The 18683-nt window shown below is 71.6% G+C and carries 21 protein-coding genes; 6 read left to right on the top strand and 15 right to left on the bottom strand.

Annotation, left to right across the window (positions count from 1 at the left end):
- Positions 1–56: 56 nt before the first annotated feature.
- The 5 genes from ABD140_RS21420 to ABD140_RS21440 form a co-directional block, all read right to left on the bottom strand.
- A complete protein-coding gene (locus tag ABD140_RS21420) occupies positions 57–515 on the bottom strand; it encodes a hypothetical protein (RefSeq protein WP_344242689.1) in 459 nt (152 codons plus the stop codon).
- A 202-nt stretch (positions 516–717) separates the two neighbouring features.
- Entirely contained in the window at positions 718–1122 is a 405-nt protein-coding gene (locus tag ABD140_RS21425) for a DMT family transporter (RefSeq protein WP_344242690.1), read from the bottom strand.
- A 35-nt stretch (positions 1123–1157) separates the two neighbouring features.
- Entirely contained in the window at positions 1158–1475 is a 318-nt protein-coding gene (locus tag ABD140_RS21430) for a DMT family transporter (protein WP_344242691.1), read from the bottom strand.
- 76 nt (positions 1476–1551) lie between these two features.
- The gene (locus tag ABD140_RS21435; protein ID WP_344242692.1) at positions 1552–2025 is read right to left on the bottom strand and encodes a MarR family winged helix-turn-helix transcriptional regulator; all 474 of its coding nucleotides are present in this window, start codon (positions 2023–2025) and stop codon (positions 1552–1554) included.
- Positions 2026–2103: 78 nt separating this feature from the next.
- Entirely contained in the window at positions 2104–2694 is a 591-nt protein-coding gene (locus tag ABD140_RS21440; protein WP_344242693.1) for a hypothetical protein, read from the bottom strand.
- Positions 2695–3236: 542 nt separating this feature from the next.
- Between ABD140_RS21440 and ABD140_RS21445 the strand changes: the two genes are divergently transcribed.
- From ABD140_RS21445 to ABD140_RS21460, 4 genes are all read left to right on the top strand, one after another.
- Entirely contained in the window at positions 3237–5381 is a 2145-nt protein-coding gene (locus ABD140_RS21445; protein ID WP_344242694.1) for a HelD family protein, read from the top strand.
- A gap of 181 nt (positions 5382–5562) precedes the next feature.
- The gene (locus ABD140_RS21450; protein WP_344242695.1) at positions 5563–6228 is read left to right on the top strand and encodes a TetR/AcrR family transcriptional regulator; all 666 of its coding nucleotides are present in this window, start codon (positions 5563–5565) and stop codon (positions 6226–6228) included.
- Positions 6229–6503: 275 nt separating this feature from the next.
- A complete protein-coding gene (locus tag ABD140_RS21455; protein ID WP_344242696.1) occupies positions 6504–7409 on the top strand; it encodes an ABC transporter ATP-binding protein in 906 nt (301 codons plus the stop codon).
- Complete coding sequence (locus ABD140_RS21460; protein ID WP_344242697.1) at positions 7406–9001, top strand: ABC transporter permease; 1596 nt, start codon at positions 7406–7408, stop codon at positions 8999–9001. Before ABD140_RS21455 ends, ABD140_RS21460 begins: the two co-directional genes overlap by 4 nt.
- A 283-nt stretch (positions 9002–9284) precedes the next feature.
- Here the strand turns inward: ABD140_RS21460 and ABD140_RS21465 are convergent, their stop codons facing one another.
- A complete protein-coding gene (locus ABD140_RS21465) occupies positions 9285–10214 on the bottom strand; it encodes a LysR family transcriptional regulator (RefSeq protein ID WP_344242698.1) in 930 nt (309 codons plus the stop codon).
- 88 nt (positions 10215–10302) lie between these two features.
- Between ABD140_RS21465 and ABD140_RS21470 the strand changes: the two genes are divergently transcribed.
- The gene (locus tag ABD140_RS21470; RefSeq protein ID WP_344242699.1) at positions 10303–10776 is read left to right on the top strand and encodes a PACE efflux transporter; all 474 of its coding nucleotides are present in this window, start codon (positions 10303–10305) and stop codon (positions 10774–10776) included.
- A gap of 73 nt (positions 10777–10849) precedes the next feature.
- On the opposite strand, the gene ABD140_RS21475 is transcribed toward ABD140_RS21470, so the two are convergent.
- The 7 genes from ABD140_RS21475 to ABD140_RS21505 form a co-directional block, all read right to left on the bottom strand.
- Positions 10850–11392 (bottom strand): GNAT family N-acetyltransferase, encoded by a 543-nt coding sequence (locus ABD140_RS21475; RefSeq protein ID WP_344242700.1) that lies wholly within the window; start codon positions 11390–11392, stop codon positions 10850–10852.
- Positions 11393–11526: 134 nt separating this feature from the next.
- A complete protein-coding gene (locus tag ABD140_RS21480) occupies positions 11527–12249 on the bottom strand; it encodes a hypothetical protein (RefSeq protein WP_344242701.1) in 723 nt (240 codons plus the stop codon).
- 77 nt (positions 12250–12326) lie between these two features.
- Positions 12327–12863, bottom strand: coding sequence for an AAA family ATPase (locus ABD140_RS21485; RefSeq protein WP_344242702.1), 537 nt, complete (start codon positions 12861–12863; stop codon positions 12327–12329).
- A 41-nt stretch (positions 12864–12904) separates the two neighbouring features.
- Positions 12905–14140 carry an RNA polymerase sigma factor gene (locus ABD140_RS21490; protein WP_344242703.1) on the bottom strand — a complete coding sequence of 412 codons (1236 nt, stop codon included), beginning with the start codon at positions 14138–14140 and terminating at the stop codon, positions 12905–12907.
- Positions 14128–14499: a YciI family protein gene (locus tag ABD140_RS21495; protein ID WP_344242704.1), complete on the bottom strand. Its 372-nt coding sequence runs from the start codon at positions 14497–14499 to the stop codon at positions 14128–14130. The genes ABD140_RS21490 and ABD140_RS21495 overlap by 13 nt, the downstream gene beginning before the upstream one ends.
- 111 nt (positions 14500–14610) lie before the next feature.
- A complete protein-coding gene (locus ABD140_RS21500) occupies positions 14611–15828 on the bottom strand; it encodes an ROK family protein (RefSeq protein WP_425544140.1) in 1218 nt (405 codons plus the stop codon).
- A 64-nt stretch (positions 15829–15892) separates the two neighbouring features.
- Positions 15893–16267 carry a VOC family protein gene (locus tag ABD140_RS21505; RefSeq protein WP_344242706.1) on the bottom strand — a complete coding sequence of 125 codons (375 nt, stop codon included), beginning with the start codon at positions 16265–16267 and terminating at the stop codon, positions 15893–15895.
- 138 nt (positions 16268–16405) lie between these two features.
- Here ABD140_RS21505 and ABD140_RS21510 point away from each other — a divergent pair, with 138 nt between their 5' ends.
- A complete protein-coding gene (locus ABD140_RS21510) occupies positions 16406–16825 on the top strand; it encodes a MarR family winged helix-turn-helix transcriptional regulator (protein WP_344242707.1) in 420 nt (139 codons plus the stop codon).
- Between the two features lie 279 nt (positions 16826–17104).
- On the opposite strand, the gene ABD140_RS21515 is transcribed toward ABD140_RS21510, so the two are convergent.
- On the bottom strand, positions 17105–18001 hold the full coding sequence (locus ABD140_RS21515) for a PaaX family transcriptional regulator C-terminal domain-containing protein (protein WP_344242708.1): 897 nt from the start codon (positions 17999–18001) through the stop codon (positions 17105–17107).
- Positions 17998–18642, bottom strand: a complete 645-nt coding sequence (locus tag ABD140_RS21520; protein ID WP_344242709.1) for a GNAT family N-acetyltransferase — start codon at positions 18640–18642, stop codon at positions 17998–18000. The genes ABD140_RS21515 and ABD140_RS21520 overlap by 4 nt, the downstream gene beginning before the upstream one ends.
- Positions 18643–18683 lie beyond the last annotated feature (41 nt).

The raw sequence follows: 18683 nt of genomic DNA on the forward strand, positions 1-18683 counted from the left end.
GGCGAGGCCGGGCCTCGCTTCGATCCGGGCGAGGATGCGGACGGTGGGGTCCGGCGTCACAGATGCCAGGTCCATTCCAGGGCGGAACCTGTCGGGGTGTTCCGCCAGCGGGTCTCGGCGGCGTCGATGGCGGCGCTCGCGGTGAGGATCTCCTCGGGGGAAAGGGGGCTCGGGCCGGTGCCGGTGCGGGGGAGGCCCCGCCAGAGGCGGTAGGCGTAGTTGACCTTGAGTTCGCCCGCCATGACGCGATCGCCGCGGCGACGCAGCACCTTGGCGCCCGAACCGCGATGGCGGCGTGGTTCGAGAGGCTCGAAGCCGTCGAAGGTGGCGCCCGCGGCGACGGCGCCCCAGAAGCCGTCGGTGATGCGCAGCGACTCCTCGACGGCGGCGTGTACGAGGTCGTGGGGCAGACCGCCGCGGACGGGAGCCGCCGGCAGGCGCACATCGTGACCTTTGCGGCCGGTCACGACGATCTCGCACAGGTCGACGTCCAGCCGAACAAAGCGGATCCGCATGCGTGCACCCTAAACAGGGGGAAAGAAGCACGCCAGCGAATTTCCGAGGACGGGATGCGGCACCGCGTGAAAGATCTCCACCCTGCCGTTCAGCCGGAACGCCTCAGATGGGGGCCGGTGCCGGGATGCCTTCAGAACGAGCCGGCCTCGCCCTTCTGAGACGAAGGACGAGGCCGGTGGACCGGATCGGGGACCGCTCGGGTCAGTTCGCCCGCCGGGCGCGGGAGACCTTGGGGCTGTCGGCGAGCTTGAGCCAGACGACCCCGCCGATGATCACCGCCAGCCAGAAGCCCTTGGCGGGGGTCAGGGTCTCGTCGAAGAAGACCGGGCCGAGCAGGGCGGCGCCGACGGCTCCGATCCCGGCCCAGACGGCGTAGCCGATGCTGACGTCGATCCGCTTCAGCGCGACGCTGAGGAAGAACAGGGTGAACAGGAAGAAGACGATGGCGACGGCCGACCAGGCGAGGTCGGTGAACCCCTGGCTGCCGTTGACGCTGAGGGCGTAGCCGACCTCGAATCCTCCGGCGGCCAGCAGCGCCAGCCACGGTCCCGCCTTCTTCGTCTGCGCCGGCCGGGTGGTCGCCGTGGTGGTGGTCGTCGTGGTCATGGTGGTGCGTCCTTTCAGGGGGAGGAACGAGGGGTTCAGGCGCCGGCGAGGTTGAGGCCGACGACTCCGGCGATGACGATGGCGATGCCGAGGAACTTCTGCCAGGTCAGGCGCTGGGCGAGGAAGAGCGCTCCGACGACGGCGATCCCGACGCCGGCGAGCGAGGTCCACAGGGCGTAGCCGACGCCGACGTCGAAGGTGAGCAGGGCGAGGCTGAGGAAGAAGGTGGCGATCGCCCCGCTGACCAGGGTGCCGATCGTCCACCAGAGATGGGTGAAGCCCTGCGCCTTGCCCGCGGCGATGCCGACGGTGACCTCGAAGACGACGGCGACGGCCAGGTAGAACCAGCTCATGATGATCCCTCTCTATAGATGTCTGTACATGCATGTATTGGGGCGAGGTGCGACGCCCATCGCGGCGCGGCGGGCGTCAGGGGGCGACGATGGAGCCGATCTCGTTCAGCGCGCCGCCGAGCTGGCGGGCGTCGAACTGGGGGAAATGCGTGGACGCCTTGCCCAGGAGCTCCCGCACCCGGGCCTCGTAGGGTTCGCGCGCCTCGCCGAGCAGGGCTTCCCCCGCCTCGGTGATGGCCGCGTAGACGCCGCGGCCGTCGTCCGGGCACGTGTCCCGGTACGCGAGGCCCTTCGCCTCCAGGCGACTCACCAGGCGCGTCGCCGAACTCTGGTTCAGCCCGACCCGCTGCGCGAGGTCGTTCACCCGCAGTTCCTTGTCCGGCGCCTGGCTCACGAAGACCAGGGCGCGGAACTCCGTCAGCCCGACCCGGTAGGCATCGGCCAGCCACTTGTCGAGACCGGCGTCCACCGCGGAGGCGAAGGCCGCGACCTTCGACCACGCGGCGCCGGCGCCGTCACCGAGCGAGGTCCCCGGACCAGATGTCTGCATGTGCATGCAGATAAATTACCATCACCGGGAGTCCGTTTGTCAAGCCCCGGAGGAACTGCAGCCCGGCTCCCCTCGGAGTCAGCTGAGGTCCGCCCAGATCCCGAGGAAGGTGATCGCGGTGCCGAGGAAGGCGAGGAGCGCGGCGTAGCGGGCGATTCGGAAGAGGGGTGGGGTCACGGAGTGCTCCACGACGTCAAGGGCGGTGGCGGAGAAGGCGGCGCGGCCTTCGCGGTCCGGCGCGACGGTGCCCCGGACCGTCACATAGGTTCCGGCCCGCAGCACGTGTTCACGGCGCAGCAGGGTACGGCCGGGCCGTGCGGGATGGGGCTCGCGGTGCTCCTGCGCAGACTCCGCGCCCGCCACCCAGGACACCGAACCGGGCAGGCCGACCGTGCCGCTGCCCCGCTCCTCCTTACCGGTTTCGTGTTCGGTGACCGTCTCCACCGCCCACCAGACGCACTCCGTCCCGCTCAGCGGCGACGCGAGCAGGCCCTCCGGCCCCGCCACCGCCCGCCCGGTGATCCGCAGACGTCCTGGCGCGGAGACCGCGTCACGGCACTCCGACTCTTTCCACGGCCGGGCGTTCAGCAGCATCCGTATGAGATACCCGGCGGCGGCGAACAGGGGCAGTGAGACCAACCCGAAGAGCATCACGGTGACGAACGGCATCGGGTTCCCTCCCATGGCGACCGGTCCATGGTCCACTCCCTCCCGTCCCCGCCGGACGGGATCCGCGTCCCGTCCCACCCGGGCGATCCTGAGCTGCGACCCGACCGGGAACATCGACCGCGTCGGCGAACCCGCCCGCGCCGGCAACGCCCGGGCCGCCGAAGTGGCCGGGTGAGCGGTCGTGATCGCGGAACATCGACATGGCTACAGGTGGACGGGACCGCCCAAGCCGTCTCGGCGGCGGCCTCGCCATCGGGCTCCTCCGTGGGACAGGACAGGTATGGGTTTCAGGAAATGGGCCGAGAAATAGGGAAAAGGATTATCTGACTGCCGAAGCCCGTCGTCCGTCTGATCGAATTCGACGGCCCCTGGATATGGCGGTACGGACTTGTCGATGATACCGGGGAAGCGGGTTCGAGAATGCGTAGCAGATGGCCTGGCCCCATGTGACCGGCTGCTCCGTGCGGCGGATTCGAATATTCCACGGCGTCGTGACGTTACACTCTTCGTGGTCGCCGCAAAATGTATAGAATAGAGTGCGAATGTCTTCACGCAACGTCACCGCGCCACTGAATGAAGACCCTGCCGCGCACGCGGCGTCCCTGGCCGAGGAGCAGCGCGTCCTCGATGAGGCCTTCGCCCGCCGCGACGGGATGCTCCGGTACCTCGATGCCGAGCTCGCGATCCCGGCGGACGACGCGGCCGGGGAGGCCCGGATGCGGATGCTGATCAGCCGCCGCGAGGAGCTGCGGCGCGCGGACCAGGGCCTGATCTTCGGCCGGCTCGACGCGCTCGACGGGACGGTCCTGCATCTGGGGCGCGTCGGCATACCCGGCCCCGGCGACGACAGCGATCCCCTGGTGATCGACTGGCGCGCACCGGCCGCACGGGCCTTCTACACCGCGACGCCGGTCGACCCCCAGGGCCAGCGTCGACGCCGCCACATACGCGTCGACGGGTGCGAGGTGACCGGTGTCGACGACGAGCCGCTCGACGGGTCGAGGGCGAGTGAGCTGGTCGGCGAGGGCGCCCTGCTCGCCGCCCTCGGAGAGCGGCGCACCGGCCGGATGAGCACCGCGGCGGCCACCCTGCAGCGCGAGCAGGACGACGTGGTCCGCGCCGACTCCCGAGGTCCGCTGGTCGTGCAGGGCGGACCGGGCACCGGCAAGACCGTGGTGGCGCTCCACCGGGTGGCGTACCTGCTCTTCACCTATCCGCAGCTCGCCGCGCAGGGCGTATTGGTGCTCGGACCGTCGCTGCGCTTCCTGGATTACATCACCCAGGTGCTTCCGGCACTCGGGGAGACCGCCATAGTGTCGGCGACCTGCGACACCCTCGTACCGGGAATCGGCGTGGAGCGCATCGAATCGCGCGAGATCGCGGAAGTCAAAGGCCGGGCGCTCTGGCAGCAGGCGCTTTCCCGGTACTGTGCAGCGCTTGTCCCCAAGCCCGCCGACCTCGAGCTGGTGTGGGAAGGCGAACGGTACACGATTGGTGAACGGCGGATCGCCAGAGCCCTCGCCTCGGCGACCTCGGGGCACACCTATCATGCGGCGCGCACCATCTTCAGCGAACAGATCCACGATCTGCTGACCGATGCGATAGCCGACCGCCACGAAGAACTGCTGGCGCGGATGGAGGAGGGCTTCGAGGACATCCTCGGCAAGCTCGATGCCGGACTCGCCGCCTCCGACAATCGCGCCGTGGACAACGGCACGACCGGCACCGACGTCGACGGGGAGCTCACGGAGGAGGACCTGGAGCTGCTGCGCGACCGGATCGCCGTCGACTCCGGCGTGGCCGCGGCGCTGCGGAGGTGGTGGCCGATCCGCGACACGAAGACGGAACTGCGCCGGCTGCTCGGTGACGAAGCGCTGCTGCGCCGGTGGGCGCCGGAGCTCACCGACGCCGAAAGGAAGATGGTCGTCGACGAGCCGCAGACGTGGGCGAGCAGCGACATACCCCTGTTCGACGCCCTGGACGACCTGCTGGGCGATACGCGGCCGAACGGCGAGCAGGGTGAGTTCCTGACCGCTCGTGCCGCGGCGCGCAGAGACTGGGTCTACGGGCACGTCGTCATAGACGAAGCGCAGGAACTCTCCGAGATGCAATGGCAAATGGTGATGCGCCGCTGCCCTTCCCGATCGATCACCGCCGTCGGCGACATCGACCAGGCCGAGGCACCGCACCGGCACACCACCTGGGAAGAAGCGGTCAGCGCGGCCTTCGGCACAAGATGGACGGAAGCCCGGTTGACCATCTGCTACCGCACCCCGCTCGAGGTCATGGCCATCACCGGGCCGGTACTTCAGAACGCGGGCAGCCGGAACGAACCGCCTCGCGCCGTCCGGGCCTCCGGCATCGAGCCCTGGGAACGCTCGGTGGGAGAGGGCGACCTCGTGGCCGAGGCGGCGCGTATCGCCAAGGAGCTGTCAGACCGGTGGGCGGGAGGGACGGTCGGTGTCGTCGCGCCCCTCGAACGCGTGCCGGCTCTGCGCACGGCGCTGCCCGGCCTGCCGGTCCTGTCCGCGACCGAGGCCAAGGGCCTGGAATGGGATGCCACCCTGCTCATCGACGCTCCCGGCATCATCGCCGAACCGCGAGGCTGGAACGGGCTCTATGTCGCGCTCACCCGGTGCACCCAGGAGCTGGGGCGACTGCTCGTGACACCGGAGGCGCCTCACTGAGGTTCGTGTACCGACCTGCGCTCCGTGCCCGGAAAGGGATGTCTCAAAGATTCCGGACGGCGTCCGATGGCCTGGTCCCGCTGCGGGAAACCCGGCCTTCGGCACCCGGGCACGAGGGCTGGACAAACGTATGGCATACATGTGTATTGTTAGTTGAACGCTTGTATTGGAGGAAGCCGTGGTGAGTGGTCGGGGGGCGGCCGAGGATCTGACCGCGCGGGCCCGGATCAGGGACGCGGCGCTGCTGGAGTTCGCCGAGCACGGTGTCAGAGGGGCGACGATCCGGGGGATCGCCAAGGCCGCCGGGGTGTCGGTGGGACTGGTGCAGCACCACTTCGGGACGAAGGAGGAGCTGCGGGCGGCATGTGATGCCTACGCGCTGGAGACCATCCGCGCGACCAAGCAGCGGGCGTTCGACGAGGGGATGGGCGATCCGGGGTTCCTGGCGATGGCGGTGGAGGTCGCGCTGCCCATCCAGCGGTACATGGCGCGGGCGCTGGTGGACGGATCGCCGGCCGCCGCCCGGCTGTTCGACGACGCGGTGGCCTTCAGCGAGGAGATGCTCGGACGCGACGTCCCGGGGATGAACGCGCCGAACACCTCCGACCTGCACGCCTACGCGGCGGTGATGACGGGGATGACCTTCGGGCTGATGGTGCTGCACGAGCACATGTCGAGGGCCCTGGGTGCCGACACCCTCGGCAAGGAGGGGTACCGGCGGCTGACGTTGGCGATGCTGGACATCAACGACGACAGGTTGCTGAGCCCGGAGATCCTCGACCACGCCCGTGCGGCACTGCGGCAGCTGCCGGCCGCCGGCACGGAACGGAGCCGCGATGCCGACTAGCCTCCACGCGCAACCCGCAGGCGGCCCCGTACGTGTGAGATGTTCCGCGGTCCCCCGGGGTTCCGCTCGAAAGAGCGTCCGGGCACCCGGCAGGCTCTCGACCTCGGTCGCCGCCGCCCGCAAGGCCGACTCCGATCCGCCCCGAGGGCGTGCGGGCCATCCGCCGCCTCCCCCTGTTCCCCACGCGCGGTCCCTCACCCCGTCCGGCCGGTTCATGCACTAGGCGCCGAAGGGGCCGATGGCCGTGCGCTCACCCCCCTTCAAGAGGTGCTGACATGAACACACCGGTCATGACCCCGATCTCGGTGTCCGGCCTGACCAAGTCCTTCGGCCGCACCCGCGCCCTGGACGGCCTGGACCTGACCGTCCGAGCGGGCGAGGTGCACGGCTTCCTCGGCCCGAACGGCGCCGGGAAGTCCACCACGATCCGCGTCCTGCTCGGCATGCTGCGCGCCGACGGCGGCACCGCCGAACTGTTCGGCGGCGACCCCTGGCGGGACGCGACCGACCTGCACCGGCGCCTGGCCTACGTCCCCGGCGACGTCACCCTGTGGCCCGAGCTGACCGGAGGCGAGGTCATCGACCTGATCGGCCGGATGCGGGGCGGCATCGACCCGAGCCGCAAGGCCGAGCTGCTCGAACTCTTCGAACTCGACCCGCGCAAGAAGAGCCGCACCTACTCCAAGGGCAACCGGCAGAAGGTGGGGCTGGTCACCGCGCTGGCCTCCGACGCCGAGCTGCTCATCCTGGACGAGCCGACCTCCGGCCTGGACCCCCTGATGGAGGAGGTCTTCCAGGACTGCGTCCGCCGGGCCCGGCGCGACGGGCGCACCGTCCTGCTGTCCAGCCACATCCTCAGCGAGGTCGAGGCCCTGTGCGACCGGGTGACCATCATCCGCGGCGGCCGCACGGTGGAGAGCGGCACCCTGGACGAGCTGCGCCACCTCACCCGCACCTCGGTCGACGCGGTGCTGGACGCCCTGCCGGACGGGCTGGCCGCGCTGCCGGGCGTCCACGACCTGCGGGTGGAGGGGAACCGGGTGCGTTGCGAGGTCGACACCGCCCGCCTGGGCGAGGTGCTGGCATGCCTGTCCGCGGTCGGAGTGCGCACTCTGACCAGCAGGCCGCCCACTCTGGACGAGCTGTTCCTGCGCCACTACCAGCCGGAGGCGACGCGATGAGCGCGCTCACCGGAACCCGCGGCCTGGTCAGGCTGGCCCTGCGCCGCGACCGCGTGCGGCTGCCGCTGTGGGTGCTGTGGCTCGGGTTGATCCCGCCGAGCTTCGTCTCGGCCACCGAACGGCTCTACCCGACCGCCGCCGAGCAGCTGCAGTACGCCCGCACCACCGGGAACAACCCCACCTTCCTCGCCCTGTACGGCCCGATACACGACCCGGGGCTGGGGGGCATCGTGGTGCAGCGCGCCGGGTTGCTGTCCGTGGTCATCGCGCTGATCAGCGCCCTCACCGTGATCCGGCACACCCGTACCGAGGAGGAGGCCGGGCGGCGTGAGCTGCTCGGCGCCTCCGGGACGGGCAGGGCCGCCCCTTTGGCCGCGGCTCTGCTCGTGGCGATGTCCGCCTGCCTGGTCAGCGGCGCGCTGGTGGCCGCGGGCATGATCGGCCAGGGGATGCCCGCGGCGGGATCGGTCGCGTTCGGCCTGCAGCTGGTCATCGGCGGGTGGGTCTTCGCCGCGGTCGCGGGCCTGGCCGCCCAGCTCACCGTCGGCTCCGCGGCGGCGCGCGGGCTGAGCCTCGCCGTGCTCGGCGCCGCCTTCCTGACCAGGATGGCCGCCGACGCCGTCGGCGGCCTGTCGTGGCTGGGCTGGGCGTCCCCGCTGGCCTGGGCGCAGCGGCTGCGTCCCTACGCGGGGGAGCGCTGGTGGCCGCTCGCGCTCGCCGTCGCCGCCGTCGTGGCGCTGACCTGGGCCGCCGGACGCATAGCCGCGCGCCGTGACCTGGGTGCGGGGATGCTGCCCGAGCGGCTCGGCCCCGCTGACGCCGCGCCCCGGCTGGCCGGGCCGTTCTCGCTGGCCTGGCGGCTGCACCGCCGTGCGCTGTACGGCTGGCTCGCCGGATTCACCGCGCTGGGAGCCGTCTACGGCGGCCTCGCCGGCGGTGTGCAGGACATGATCGGGGACAACCCCGGCCTGCGGGAGGTCTTCACCCGTCTGGGCGGCGCGAGCGGGCTCCTGGACGCCTACTTCGCCTCGGTGATGGGGATCCTGGGCCTCATCGCCGCCGCCTACGCCGTCTCAGCCGCCCTGCGGCTGCGCTCGGAAGAGGCAGCCCTGCACATCGAGCCGCTGCTGGCCACACCCGCGGGCCGCCTGCGCTGGGCGGCGAGCCACCTGGCGGTGGCCGCGGCGGGCTCGGCGGCTCTGCTGGCCGCCGGAGGCCTGGCGACCGCTCTGGTACACGGACTCGTCGACGACCGGCTCCGCGCGGACCTGCCGAAGGTGTTGGGAGCCGCGATGGTCCAGCTGCCGGCCGTCTGGCTCATCGCCGCGATCTGCGTGGCGCTGTTCGGCCTGCTGCCGCACCTCACCGCCCTGTCCTGGTCGGCGGTGGCCGCGGCGGGGCTCGTCATGGCGTTCGGCGCCGGGCTCGACCTGAGCCGGCCCGTCCGCAACCTCTCCCCGTTCACCCACGTCCCCCAGATCGGCTCCGCGGACTTCACCCCGGCACCGCTGATCGCCCTGCTGACCGCAGCCGCCGCGCTGGCGGCTCTCGGCCTGGCCGGCTTCCGGCGCCGAGACCTGGCGCTGGGCTGAGACGCCGCAGCCCGTGGAGGAACGGCCGGGCTCACCGGCACCGCGCAGGTGCCGATGAGCCCGGCCGCAGAACCACGGGCGGCGAACACGGCGAGGAACAGGTCGCCGCGAGCGGCCTTGCCCAGGGCCAGGACCAGCAGGCCGATCGCCACGGCGTTGAGCGGCTCGTAGGCGGTGGAGGCGGCTGCGCTCCAGCACGGCCGCCGCCCGCGGGGCGGCGGCCGAAGCCGGAGGCGGACCGGTACCGCTGCGGCGGCCGACCGGCCGGGGATCGGTCGACGCCTCAGCCGGATCGAACTGATCCCGGTGCCCGGGTACCGGGCGCGGAGTGCTGTGCGGGGCGCATGAAGGCGATGAGTTCGGCGGCCGCCCGGCGCAGCGGGTTCCTGCGCAGCCAGACCAGCTGGACGGACATGGGGACGCCGTTGTCGAGGTTGTCGAACTCCAGGATGCGGATGGTTCCGGCGGCGACGCGGGCGCGGACGGCGCCGAGCGGGAGGTTCGCCCAGCCCGCGCCGCGCTCGACCAGCCCGAGCGCCGCCTCAACGGTGTCCACGTGCCAGCGGGCGTCCGACACCAGCAGCCGCTGCTCGGTGATCTCGTCCCCGGGCCCGGCCACCACGATCTGGCGGCTCGCGGCCAGGTCCTCCAACCGCCGCAGGCCGGGCGGGAGCCCGTAGGTGTCGGCGGTGGCCGAGGCGACCGCCACCCATACGTCCTGGGCCACCATGGCCAGCGCCTCCTCGCGGTCCAACCGCTCGGAGCAGGTCAGCAGGGCCAGGTCGGCGCGTCCGTCGTGGAGCATGGCCCGCACCTCGTCGTGCGGCGCCCGCACGAGGTTCACCCGCAGCAGAGGGTGCCAGCCGCCCGCCTCGGCCACGGCGTCCAGCAGGCGGCGGTCGTCGGTACCGGCGGCGACGGCGATCGTGAGCGCGCTCTCCAGATCCTCTCCCAGCTCCTGGGCGTGGACCTGGAGCAGCTGGAGCCTGCTGGCGACCGAGCGGGCGTGCGGCACGAGCGCCAGCGCACGGGGCGTGGGCACCGCCTCGCGCCGCGACCGGTCGAACAGCCGATAGCCGAGCTCGGCCTCGATGCCCGCGATCCCCATGCTCACCGCCGACGGGACCCGGCGCAGCGCGCGGGCCGCTCCGGAGAAGGACCCGTGGTCGACCACGGCGAGGAAGAGCTCGATGCCGTCGCTGGACAGAGCCATCTATCAGCTTTCCTGAAAGAATCCGACTTTTACCATCAGCGCAGCTGAATATAGCTTCTCCCCGTCACCGAGGGAAGGGGAGCACGAGGTGCAGGGCGTCAAACGCAAACTGGTCTACGTCGGCGGGTACGAAGGGCTCGGATGGGTCGTGGGATCCGCGGTGATGACCCTCCTGACCGGCACACCCCCCACCACCACGGGCCCGCTGACCCTCACGATCACGCTCATCGCCACCGTGTGGAACCTCGTCTTCACCACCCTGTTCGAGGCGTGGGAGCGGCGGCGCCGCGACCGCACGCGCACCGTGTTCCGGCGCGTCCTGCACGCGGTCGGATTCCAGGCGACCCTGGTCTGCATCCTGATCCCGCTCATCGCCTGGTGGCTGGAGATCACCCTGCTCCAGGCATTCCTGCTCGACCTGGTGTTCATCGTCTACGTGCCGTTCTACACCTTCGCCTACAACTGGGCCTTCGACCGGATCCTCGGCCTGCCCGCCTCCGCGGTGAACAACGCGGAGGGCGGCATGCCGGTCTCCGGGCCGGAGCCGACTGGCGGTTCCTGACCGGCCTCGGGCTGCCGGCCGCCCGAACCGGCGCAGGGTTGCGGAGCGGTGCTGCCTGCGGTCGCGGTCGTGCTCAGGTGATGGTGCGGTTGAAGACGGCCAGGGTCAGCCTGGGGTGGAGGTCCGGGGGCAGGGTGACGTGTTCGTGCCAGCCGAGGCGTCTGTAGAGGGCGGCGGCGGGGGAGCCGGGGTGGGTGATGAGCCAGGCGCTCGGCCATCCCGAAGTGGCGGCGGCGAGCAGACGCCGTCCGTGTCCTCGGTTCTGGGCGTCGGGGTGGACGAACAACTGGACGACTTCGAAGGCGCCGCGGGTGAGGGCGGAGGCGCCATCGGAGCCGAGCGCGCGCTGGAGGGCGTCGTAGATGTGGTCGCCTGACAGGTCGGGTGGGCTGGGCCAGCCGTAGCAGATGCCGGCCAGGTCGCCGGCGGGGCCGTGAACGGCGTGGGCGACGAACCCGGGGCGGGTGGTGGCGGCGTGGAGTTTGGCGGGATAGCCGGCGATCTGCTCGGGTGTTTCGTACCAGGGAGGTCCGCTGTAGCAGGCCCGGCGGAGGGCGGTGATGTCGTCGGTCAGATCGCGGACGGCGTCGGCGTCCAGCCGGTGCGGAGCGGGCAAGTGCTTCTCCAAGCCAAGAGTCCGGCGGCAAGCATGCAGCTTACTGACACACTGCCGTATCCAACTGTGTCGTGTTGCGCCACCACTGATCTTCCTGAGTGGTGTGAGGCTCGCTCATGTTGTTCCGGGGTGGTTCAGCGGGTGGGGAGCAGTCGGTCGCGGATGGCGGTCAGCTGCACCTGGATCGCTTCGGAGGTGTGTGCGGTGATGGCCGCTTCGACGGCGGTGAGTGCCGGGCCGTCGTTGAGCCAGGTGGACAGTTCGGTGTAGGTCGTGCCGGTGGTGTCCCAGTAGGCGTTGCATGGGACCAGTCGCTTGTTTTTGGTCTGGGTCTCGGTGGTGAGGAACTCGTGGAGGTTCGCGATGGCCGCCGGGGTGTGCAGGGCCGACCAGTCGTGCAGCCGGTGGGCGATGCTCGCCTGGGCGCTGCCCAGTGAGCAGAGCACCTCCCCGGTACCGGCCCAGGAGGGGTGGTGGGTGAGGACGTCGGTCCACAGGGCGTCCATCAGCTCTTGGAGGATCGTCGCTTCGGGCCAGGACCACCAGTTCGCCCGGCCGAGCTTGACGAAGAGCAACTCCATGTCCGGCCAGGTCATGCCGTCAGGGGCCAGCGCCAGTTCCAGGAGGCGGGGCGTGAAGTAGCGGAGGTCTTCGGCTCCGCCGACCGTGTTCATCACGTTCACGCCGTAACCGGCCAGATCATCGGCTTGCAACAGTCGGCGGGGCGTGTTCAGCAGGACGGCGATCTCCTCGGCCCGGACGCAGCAGGGGCAGGCGTCGATGGCGGTCGGGCGCGGGGCGGCGGCGAAAGCATCGTCGAGAGCCGCGACTACATCAGCCAGAGGTCGGACCGTCATCGGGACATTCAATCCGAATCCGAACCCTCGCGAATACCTCTTCCGGACTCCGAGCAATGGTGTTCGGCGGCAGCGGCTTACAGGTTCCAGAAGGCGCGCCAGTGCTCGATGATCTCGGTGGCGATGTCGGTGGGGGTTCTGCCGGTCGTGTCGATTCTGAGCGTTTCGAGTTCGGCCGTGGCGTTGAGCGAGTGGAGTTGCGTCAGGGTCCGTCGCCACTGCTTCTCTGCTTCTGGTCCGAGTTCGCGCTGGAGAATTCGGGTTCGGAGAGTGGGAGTGTCGGCTGTGAGGCGGATCAACGTGATCCCGGCGCGGGGGAGGACGTGGCGTATCCAGTCGAGGGGCTCGGTGAGGTCGACGAAGACACCGGTGAGGATGAGCCGGGTGTGGCCGAGTGCCTGATAGTTGCTCCACAGGGCATGGAGATTGTGCTTGGAGAGCTCGGCGGTGTCCAGCCCCGGGGGCGGCCAGGGGTGTACACGGTCGAGTTCGTCGGTCTCGATCAGGGCGTGTGCGATGTCTGACCGTGCGAGCTGTCGTGATACCTCGTAGGCGGTCGAGGACTTGCCGACCCCCGCCGGCCCGCAGATCAGGACCACTGTTGCGTCTGCCATGCAGACATTCTGGCCGTCGTCTTTCGAGAGCTCTCGTCCTCTCAGGGGGCGGGGAGGCGGTCGCGCAGGGCGAGGAGGTGGCGGCGCGGGGCGGGGTGGGTGGTCAGGGCGATGGCCTGGGTGAAGGCGGAGCGGGCGGCCGTGTGGTTGCCGGTCAGGGCCAGGAGGTGGGCGCGGGTGGCCCAGGCGGGCTGGAAGCGCTGGGCGGCGGGACCGGTGAGGGTGTCGAGCAGGGCCAGGCCGGCGGCGGGGCCGTCGGTGCGGGCGAGGACCGCGGCGAGCGAGACCGTGGCGCCGAGCGTGGGGGCGGCGGACAGCAGGGCCCGGTGCAGGGTGCGAAGGGCGGGCCAGTCGGTGCGCCCGGTGACGCGCCGGGCGCAGTGCACGGACTGGATGGCGGCCTCCAGCTGGAACCGGCCGGGCCGGCCCAGGCGGTACGCGGAGCGCAGGAGGCGTTCGCCTTCCTCGATCAGCCCGCCGTCCCAGTCGGCCGTGTCCTGCTCGTCGGGGGCGAGGAACCCGCCGTCGGGGCCGGTCCGGGCGGCGCCGCGCGCGGCCGACAGGCAGACCAGGGACGCAAGGCCCAGCGCCTCGGGCTCGCCGGGGAGCAGACCGGCCAGGATCCGCGCCAGGTGCAGCGCCTCACCGGCCAGGTGGCCGCGCTCGGCGGGCCCGGCGACGCCCTGCCAGTCGATCGTGTACGCACCGTAGACGGCTTCCAGCACCCCGGCCAGTCGGCCGGGCATGGCGTCCCGGTCGGGAAGCGCGAACGGGACGCCGGCGTCGCGGAGACGCCGTTTGGCGCGGACCAGGCGCTGCCGCATGGTGGTCGCCGGCACGGCGAAGGCCTCGGCGATGTCCTGCGCGGGGACGCCGAGCACGGTCTGCAGCATCAGCGGAGTCCGGACCGTGGCCTCGACGGCCGGGTGCGCGCACACGAACAGCAGGGCCAGCCGGTGGTCGGGGATGGAGTCGGGATCGGCGTCGTCGCCGACGGCCAGGTGCGCGGCCTCCTCGAGCGGGACGCCGGTGCGGTGGGCGGCCGAACGGTACCGGTCGCGCCTGCGGTTGCGGGCCACGGTCAGCAGCCACGCCTCCGGGTTGTCCGGCACCCCGGCGTGCGGCCACCGCCGCAGCGCCTGCTCGAACGCCTCCGCCAGGGCGTCTTCGGCCGTGGCGATGTCGCCGCCCTGTGCCGCCAGCAGGGCCAGCAATCTGCCGTAGGAGGTACGGGCGGTGGTCTCCGCCCGTACCCACGCGGTGGCTAGCTCGACCACTGCCCGTCCAGGACCGCGGTCGCCGTCGGGCGCACCTCGACGGTGCCGTATTGCGCCCCGGGGCAGCGTTCGGCCCAGGCCAGTGCGGCGTCGGGCCCGTCGACGTCGATGACGAAGATGCCGGCGAGGGCCTCCTTCGTGTCGGCGAACGGGCCGTCCTGCACCTGCAGGGTTCCCGTGCGCAGGGTGACGGTCCTGGTCGCGGTGCTCGGATGCAGGACGTCCGCGGACAGCAGCACTCCCGCGGCCTCCAGGTCCCGGGCGTACGCCTGGTAGGCGTGCTGGAACGCGGTGATCTCCTCCTCCGGGATCTCGCCCTCCGACGGCTCCGGGCTGTGCAACAGCAGGCAGTAACGCATCGTGGTCCTCTCTCATGGGACGGAGGCGCGGATCGCGACCTCATGGTGATGACGATTCACCGACGCGGAGAGAGACATCTTCTTTGAATTCACTGATTGAACGGGGGAGTCTCACGGCGTCGTACGGGCGAGCGCGTCCAGCGGGTCGGCCAGGATGCGGGAGAAGGCGAGTTCCGCCGCGCCGACCAGCGTGGCGTCGTCGCGTAGTGCCGAGGTGCGGAGCTCCACCTGCCGGGAGACGGGCAGGACATTGGCCTCCACGCGTGCGTGGATTCGGGGTGCCGCGCTCTGGTAGATGTCGTTGAGCGTGCCGCCGAAGACGACGATGCCGGGGTTGAAGAGGTTGATCAGGTTGGCCACGCCGATCCCGAGCCAGTCACCGACACGGTCCAAAGCCTGGCGGGCGGTCTCGTCACCGTTCTCGGCCGCCTCCACGACGGCTCGTACGCCGGCTCGCCCGCCCGGCCCGCCGGTGCGTCCGGCCGCCTCCAGCAGAGCCGCCTCGCCCACTTCCGCTTCCAGGCAGCCGTGCGAGCCGCAGTTGCAGGGACGGCCGTCGAAAGGGTTGACGACCATGTGCCCGAGTTCGGCGCCGTAGCCGTCATCGCCGTCCAGCAGCCTGCCGCCGACGATGATGCCGCCGCCCACCCCGACGTCCCCGTGCAGGTAGACGAGATTCCGGTGGCCGACGCCCGCTCCGCGTTCGTGCTCGGCCAGCGCGCCCAGATGTGCCTCGTTGCCGATCGCCACGGGTGTTCCCAGCCCCAGCCGCCGGCTGAGCGCGGGCGCGAAGTCCAGGTCGGTCCAGCCCACGTTGGGAGCCAGGCGCACCATCCCGTCGGCGGCCCTGATCAGACCGCAGTACGACGCACCCGCTCCCAGGCACCTCGCGTCCCGGGGCGCCGCATCCACGAGCTCGCGGCCGAACCCGGCCAGGACGCCGACCACCTCGTCGAGATCGTCGGCGTACCTGCTTCGCCGCCGGGGCGCCTCCCGGCGCTCCAGCACCGGGCCGCCGAGCCCGACCCTGGCGGCGGCCAGCCGGTCCACCGCCACATCGAAGGCCAGGACGTACCATCGGCCGCTCTCGGGCCGCATCACCAACGACGGCCGGCCCGCCCTCCCCGTGGCCCCCGAAGCCTCCTCGCACACCAGACCCGCGGCCGTGAGCCGCGCGGCCAGCGCCAGGATCGTGCTGCGGTTCAGACCCAGCCGGTTCGCCAGCGCCGCACGCGAGACGGGGCCCGCCAGATGCACCTGCCGCAGCACCGCCCCGAGATGGTGCCTGCGGATCTCCTCCTGCGGAGTGTCGCCCTTCACAGCACTCATAGTGCCCGCATCCGGACCGCCCTGCCCAGAAGAGCCGCCGACCTCCAGGAGGTCGCGGGCGGGATCAGCCGCCGTGGGCGGTGAGGGCGTAACCCTCGGGGCCGGCGAAGGTGAACATGCGGCCGAAGGGGCCGTTCTGCGGTGGGGTGAGGATGGGGACGCCCGCTGCGGCGAGGTGGTCGTGCAGTGCCTGGGCGTCGTCGGTGGCGAGCCAGAGGGCGACGCCGAGGCCGGGCCGGCCGCTGTCGAGGTCGGTGCCGGGCAGGGGCTCGCGGACGGCGAAGGGAAGGGGCCGGGTGTCGAAGACGACGGCGTGCGGAGGCGCGGCGGGGGAGCGGGTCAGGCCGAGGTGCCGCTCGAAGAAGGCGGCGGCGGCTTCGACGTCGCGGACCTGCAGGGCGAGGAAGTCGGGTCCGGTCACGGTGGCGGTGCTGGTCATGGGTGCTCCCGGGCTGGTCGATCGAGCATTGATGTCAGGACTTTGACATGTCCGACGGTACGCGGCGCTCGCGGTCCATGTCAAAATATTGACATGGGTGGGGAGGGGCGGCCCGAGCCGCCGCATGAGGCGAAGGACGTGACCGAACATGTGGGCTACCGGCTGAAACGGGCGGCCTCGGCGCTGCGCGGGGCGATGGACCAGGTGCTGCGCGAGCACGGGCTGACGGTGCCGCAGTATTCGTGCCTGGAGCTGCTGGACGAGCGGCCGGGGATCTCCGGCTCGGACCTGGCGCGCGGGACGTTCGTCACGCGCCAGTCCTCGGCGGTGGTGCTGCGCGGCCTGCAGCAGGCCGGGCTGGTGACGCGTCCGGCGGCCGCCGAGCACGGACGGGCGCTTCCGGTCCACCTCACCGAGCAGGGACGGGCACGCCTGCGGGCCGCGAGGGCCGCGGTGTACGGAGTGGAACGGCGCATGATCGCCGCCGTTCCCGCCGCCCGCCTGGAGGCCCTGCTGGACGACCTGGACAACATGGCCGCGGCCCTCGGAGAAGCCTGAGGCGTTCGGGAACGACGGCGGGTCGGCCCCCGCTCCGTAGCGCGCCACACGCTTGTGCGACCAGGCCGTGGCCCTCGGCGGACGGCTCCGGTCGGCAACCGGGTTCGCACGAGCCGGTAGCGGCGTTGAAGCCGGTGAGCATCACTCCGCCGATCGGCTTTCCGCGCCGCCAGATGCCCTGCAGGCGGGCGCCGTCGCGCCGGACACACCGCCCTTTTCCGCCTTGTCGGTGGTGTCTCTTCCTCAGACGGACGTCCAGTGCGGGCCGTGGGGGGGGGCTCACTGGGGCGTCCGTTCCGTTTGCGGCGCGGCCCGGGCTGCCGCCTCTCGGGTGATGTCGGCGTAGTGGCGGAAGAGGGCCGGGTGGGCTTCGCCGTCTTCTCGTTCGTGCAGGGCCGCCCAGCACCGGGCGATGAGCTGCCGGGCCCGGGTGCCGGGCCAGGGCTGGGGCAGGAGCTGGGGTGGCAGCAGCGGGTCGGGCTCCATGGCGCGGGTGAGTTCGGCGGCCAGCTCGACCGCGATGGTGAGGAGCGCGGACGGGGGGAGCGCGTCAGGGCCGGTGAGGCGGGCGAGGCGTGGTCGGGTAAGGCGGTCGAGGCGGTGGTAGCGGTCGGCGATCTCCTGCAAGGGCCACAGGAGCCGGGCGAGTTCGGCGGGCTCCTGGACGTCGCCCCTGCGCAGGTCCGTGGTGGTGAGGAGAGTGAGCGCGCCATGGGCGCCGAGGCGGTGGGCCGCTTCTTCGACGTATGGTTCCCAGGCGTTGGCGCAGACGTACAGTCCGCCCTGGATCGCGGCGCCGCCGAGGTGGACGAGCGTCTCGCGCAGGGAGTCCCGGGCCGTGCGCGCCGATTCGGGCACCGCGAAGGCGGCCAGGTGCCAGACGCCGTCCCAGGGGGCGTTCCCGGCGTCCTGGTGGAATGCGTGCCGGAGGAAGTCCGCGTTGGGGGCGAGGGCACGCGTGGTGTCCTCGGTCGCGCGCAGCTCCGCCTTGCGGCCCCGGCCCTCGCGGGTGAACCGGCCTTCGGCCACGAGGCGTTTGACGCACAGCCGCACCTGCTGGTCGCTCATGCCCAGGCCGTTGGCGACGGCGTACAGCTCGTCCGCGCCGACGGTGCCGTCTTCGCGGATCAGCGCGTGGACGAGCATGCGGGTGGGGACCTCGATGCGGTCGGTCATGGTGTGCGCGGTCCTCTCGTCTCGTTCGCCTCCACAGGGCGGCGCATGGCGGTCACCGCGCCGAAGCCCAGCAGCCCGCGCAGGTAGGGCGTGTGCTCGGTCCGTACGGCCGTGAAGCCGCGCCGCTCGTACAGGGCTCTGGCGCGCGGATTGGTGTCGATCACGTCCAGTCTGATCTCCCGGCGGCCCTCCTCCGCCGCGACGGTGGCGACTTCCTCGATGAGCAGGCTTCCGACGCCGCGGCCGCGTACGCCCGGGGCCACGGCAATGCCGTCCATGACGAGCTGCCCGGGTGCCGGGCGGCGCTCGAACAGGGCGAGGAGCAGGAGCCGGTGCAGTCCCCGCAGACGTCCGTACGCGCGCAGGACGTCAAAGGCCGATCCCCCGGTGAGGGACCGGCCGCCGAGCTGGTAGCCGGCGAGGCCGACGAGCTGCCCGTCGAGGAGCGCGCACACCGCGCGATCGGCGTTCAGGTGGGCGGTGAGGAAGGACACCGCCTTGTCCGGCGGGTTCAGGGCGGGGCCGAGTTTGCGGCCGAAAGCATCCCAGTACAGCTCGGCGGCCCGCCGCTCGGATCCGGCCGGAACGCCCCGCCGGACCGTCACCGGCCCAGCGCCGGCACCCGTCGCGTCGAGTCCCATGCGGTGTCCCCCTTCTCGCTGCGACCTCGACCCGAAACTAT

This window comes from Actinocorallia libanotica (genome assembly GCF_039525175.1).
Lineage (GTDB): Bacteria > Actinomycetota > Actinomycetes > Streptosporangiales > Streptosporangiaceae > Actinocorallia > Actinocorallia libanotica.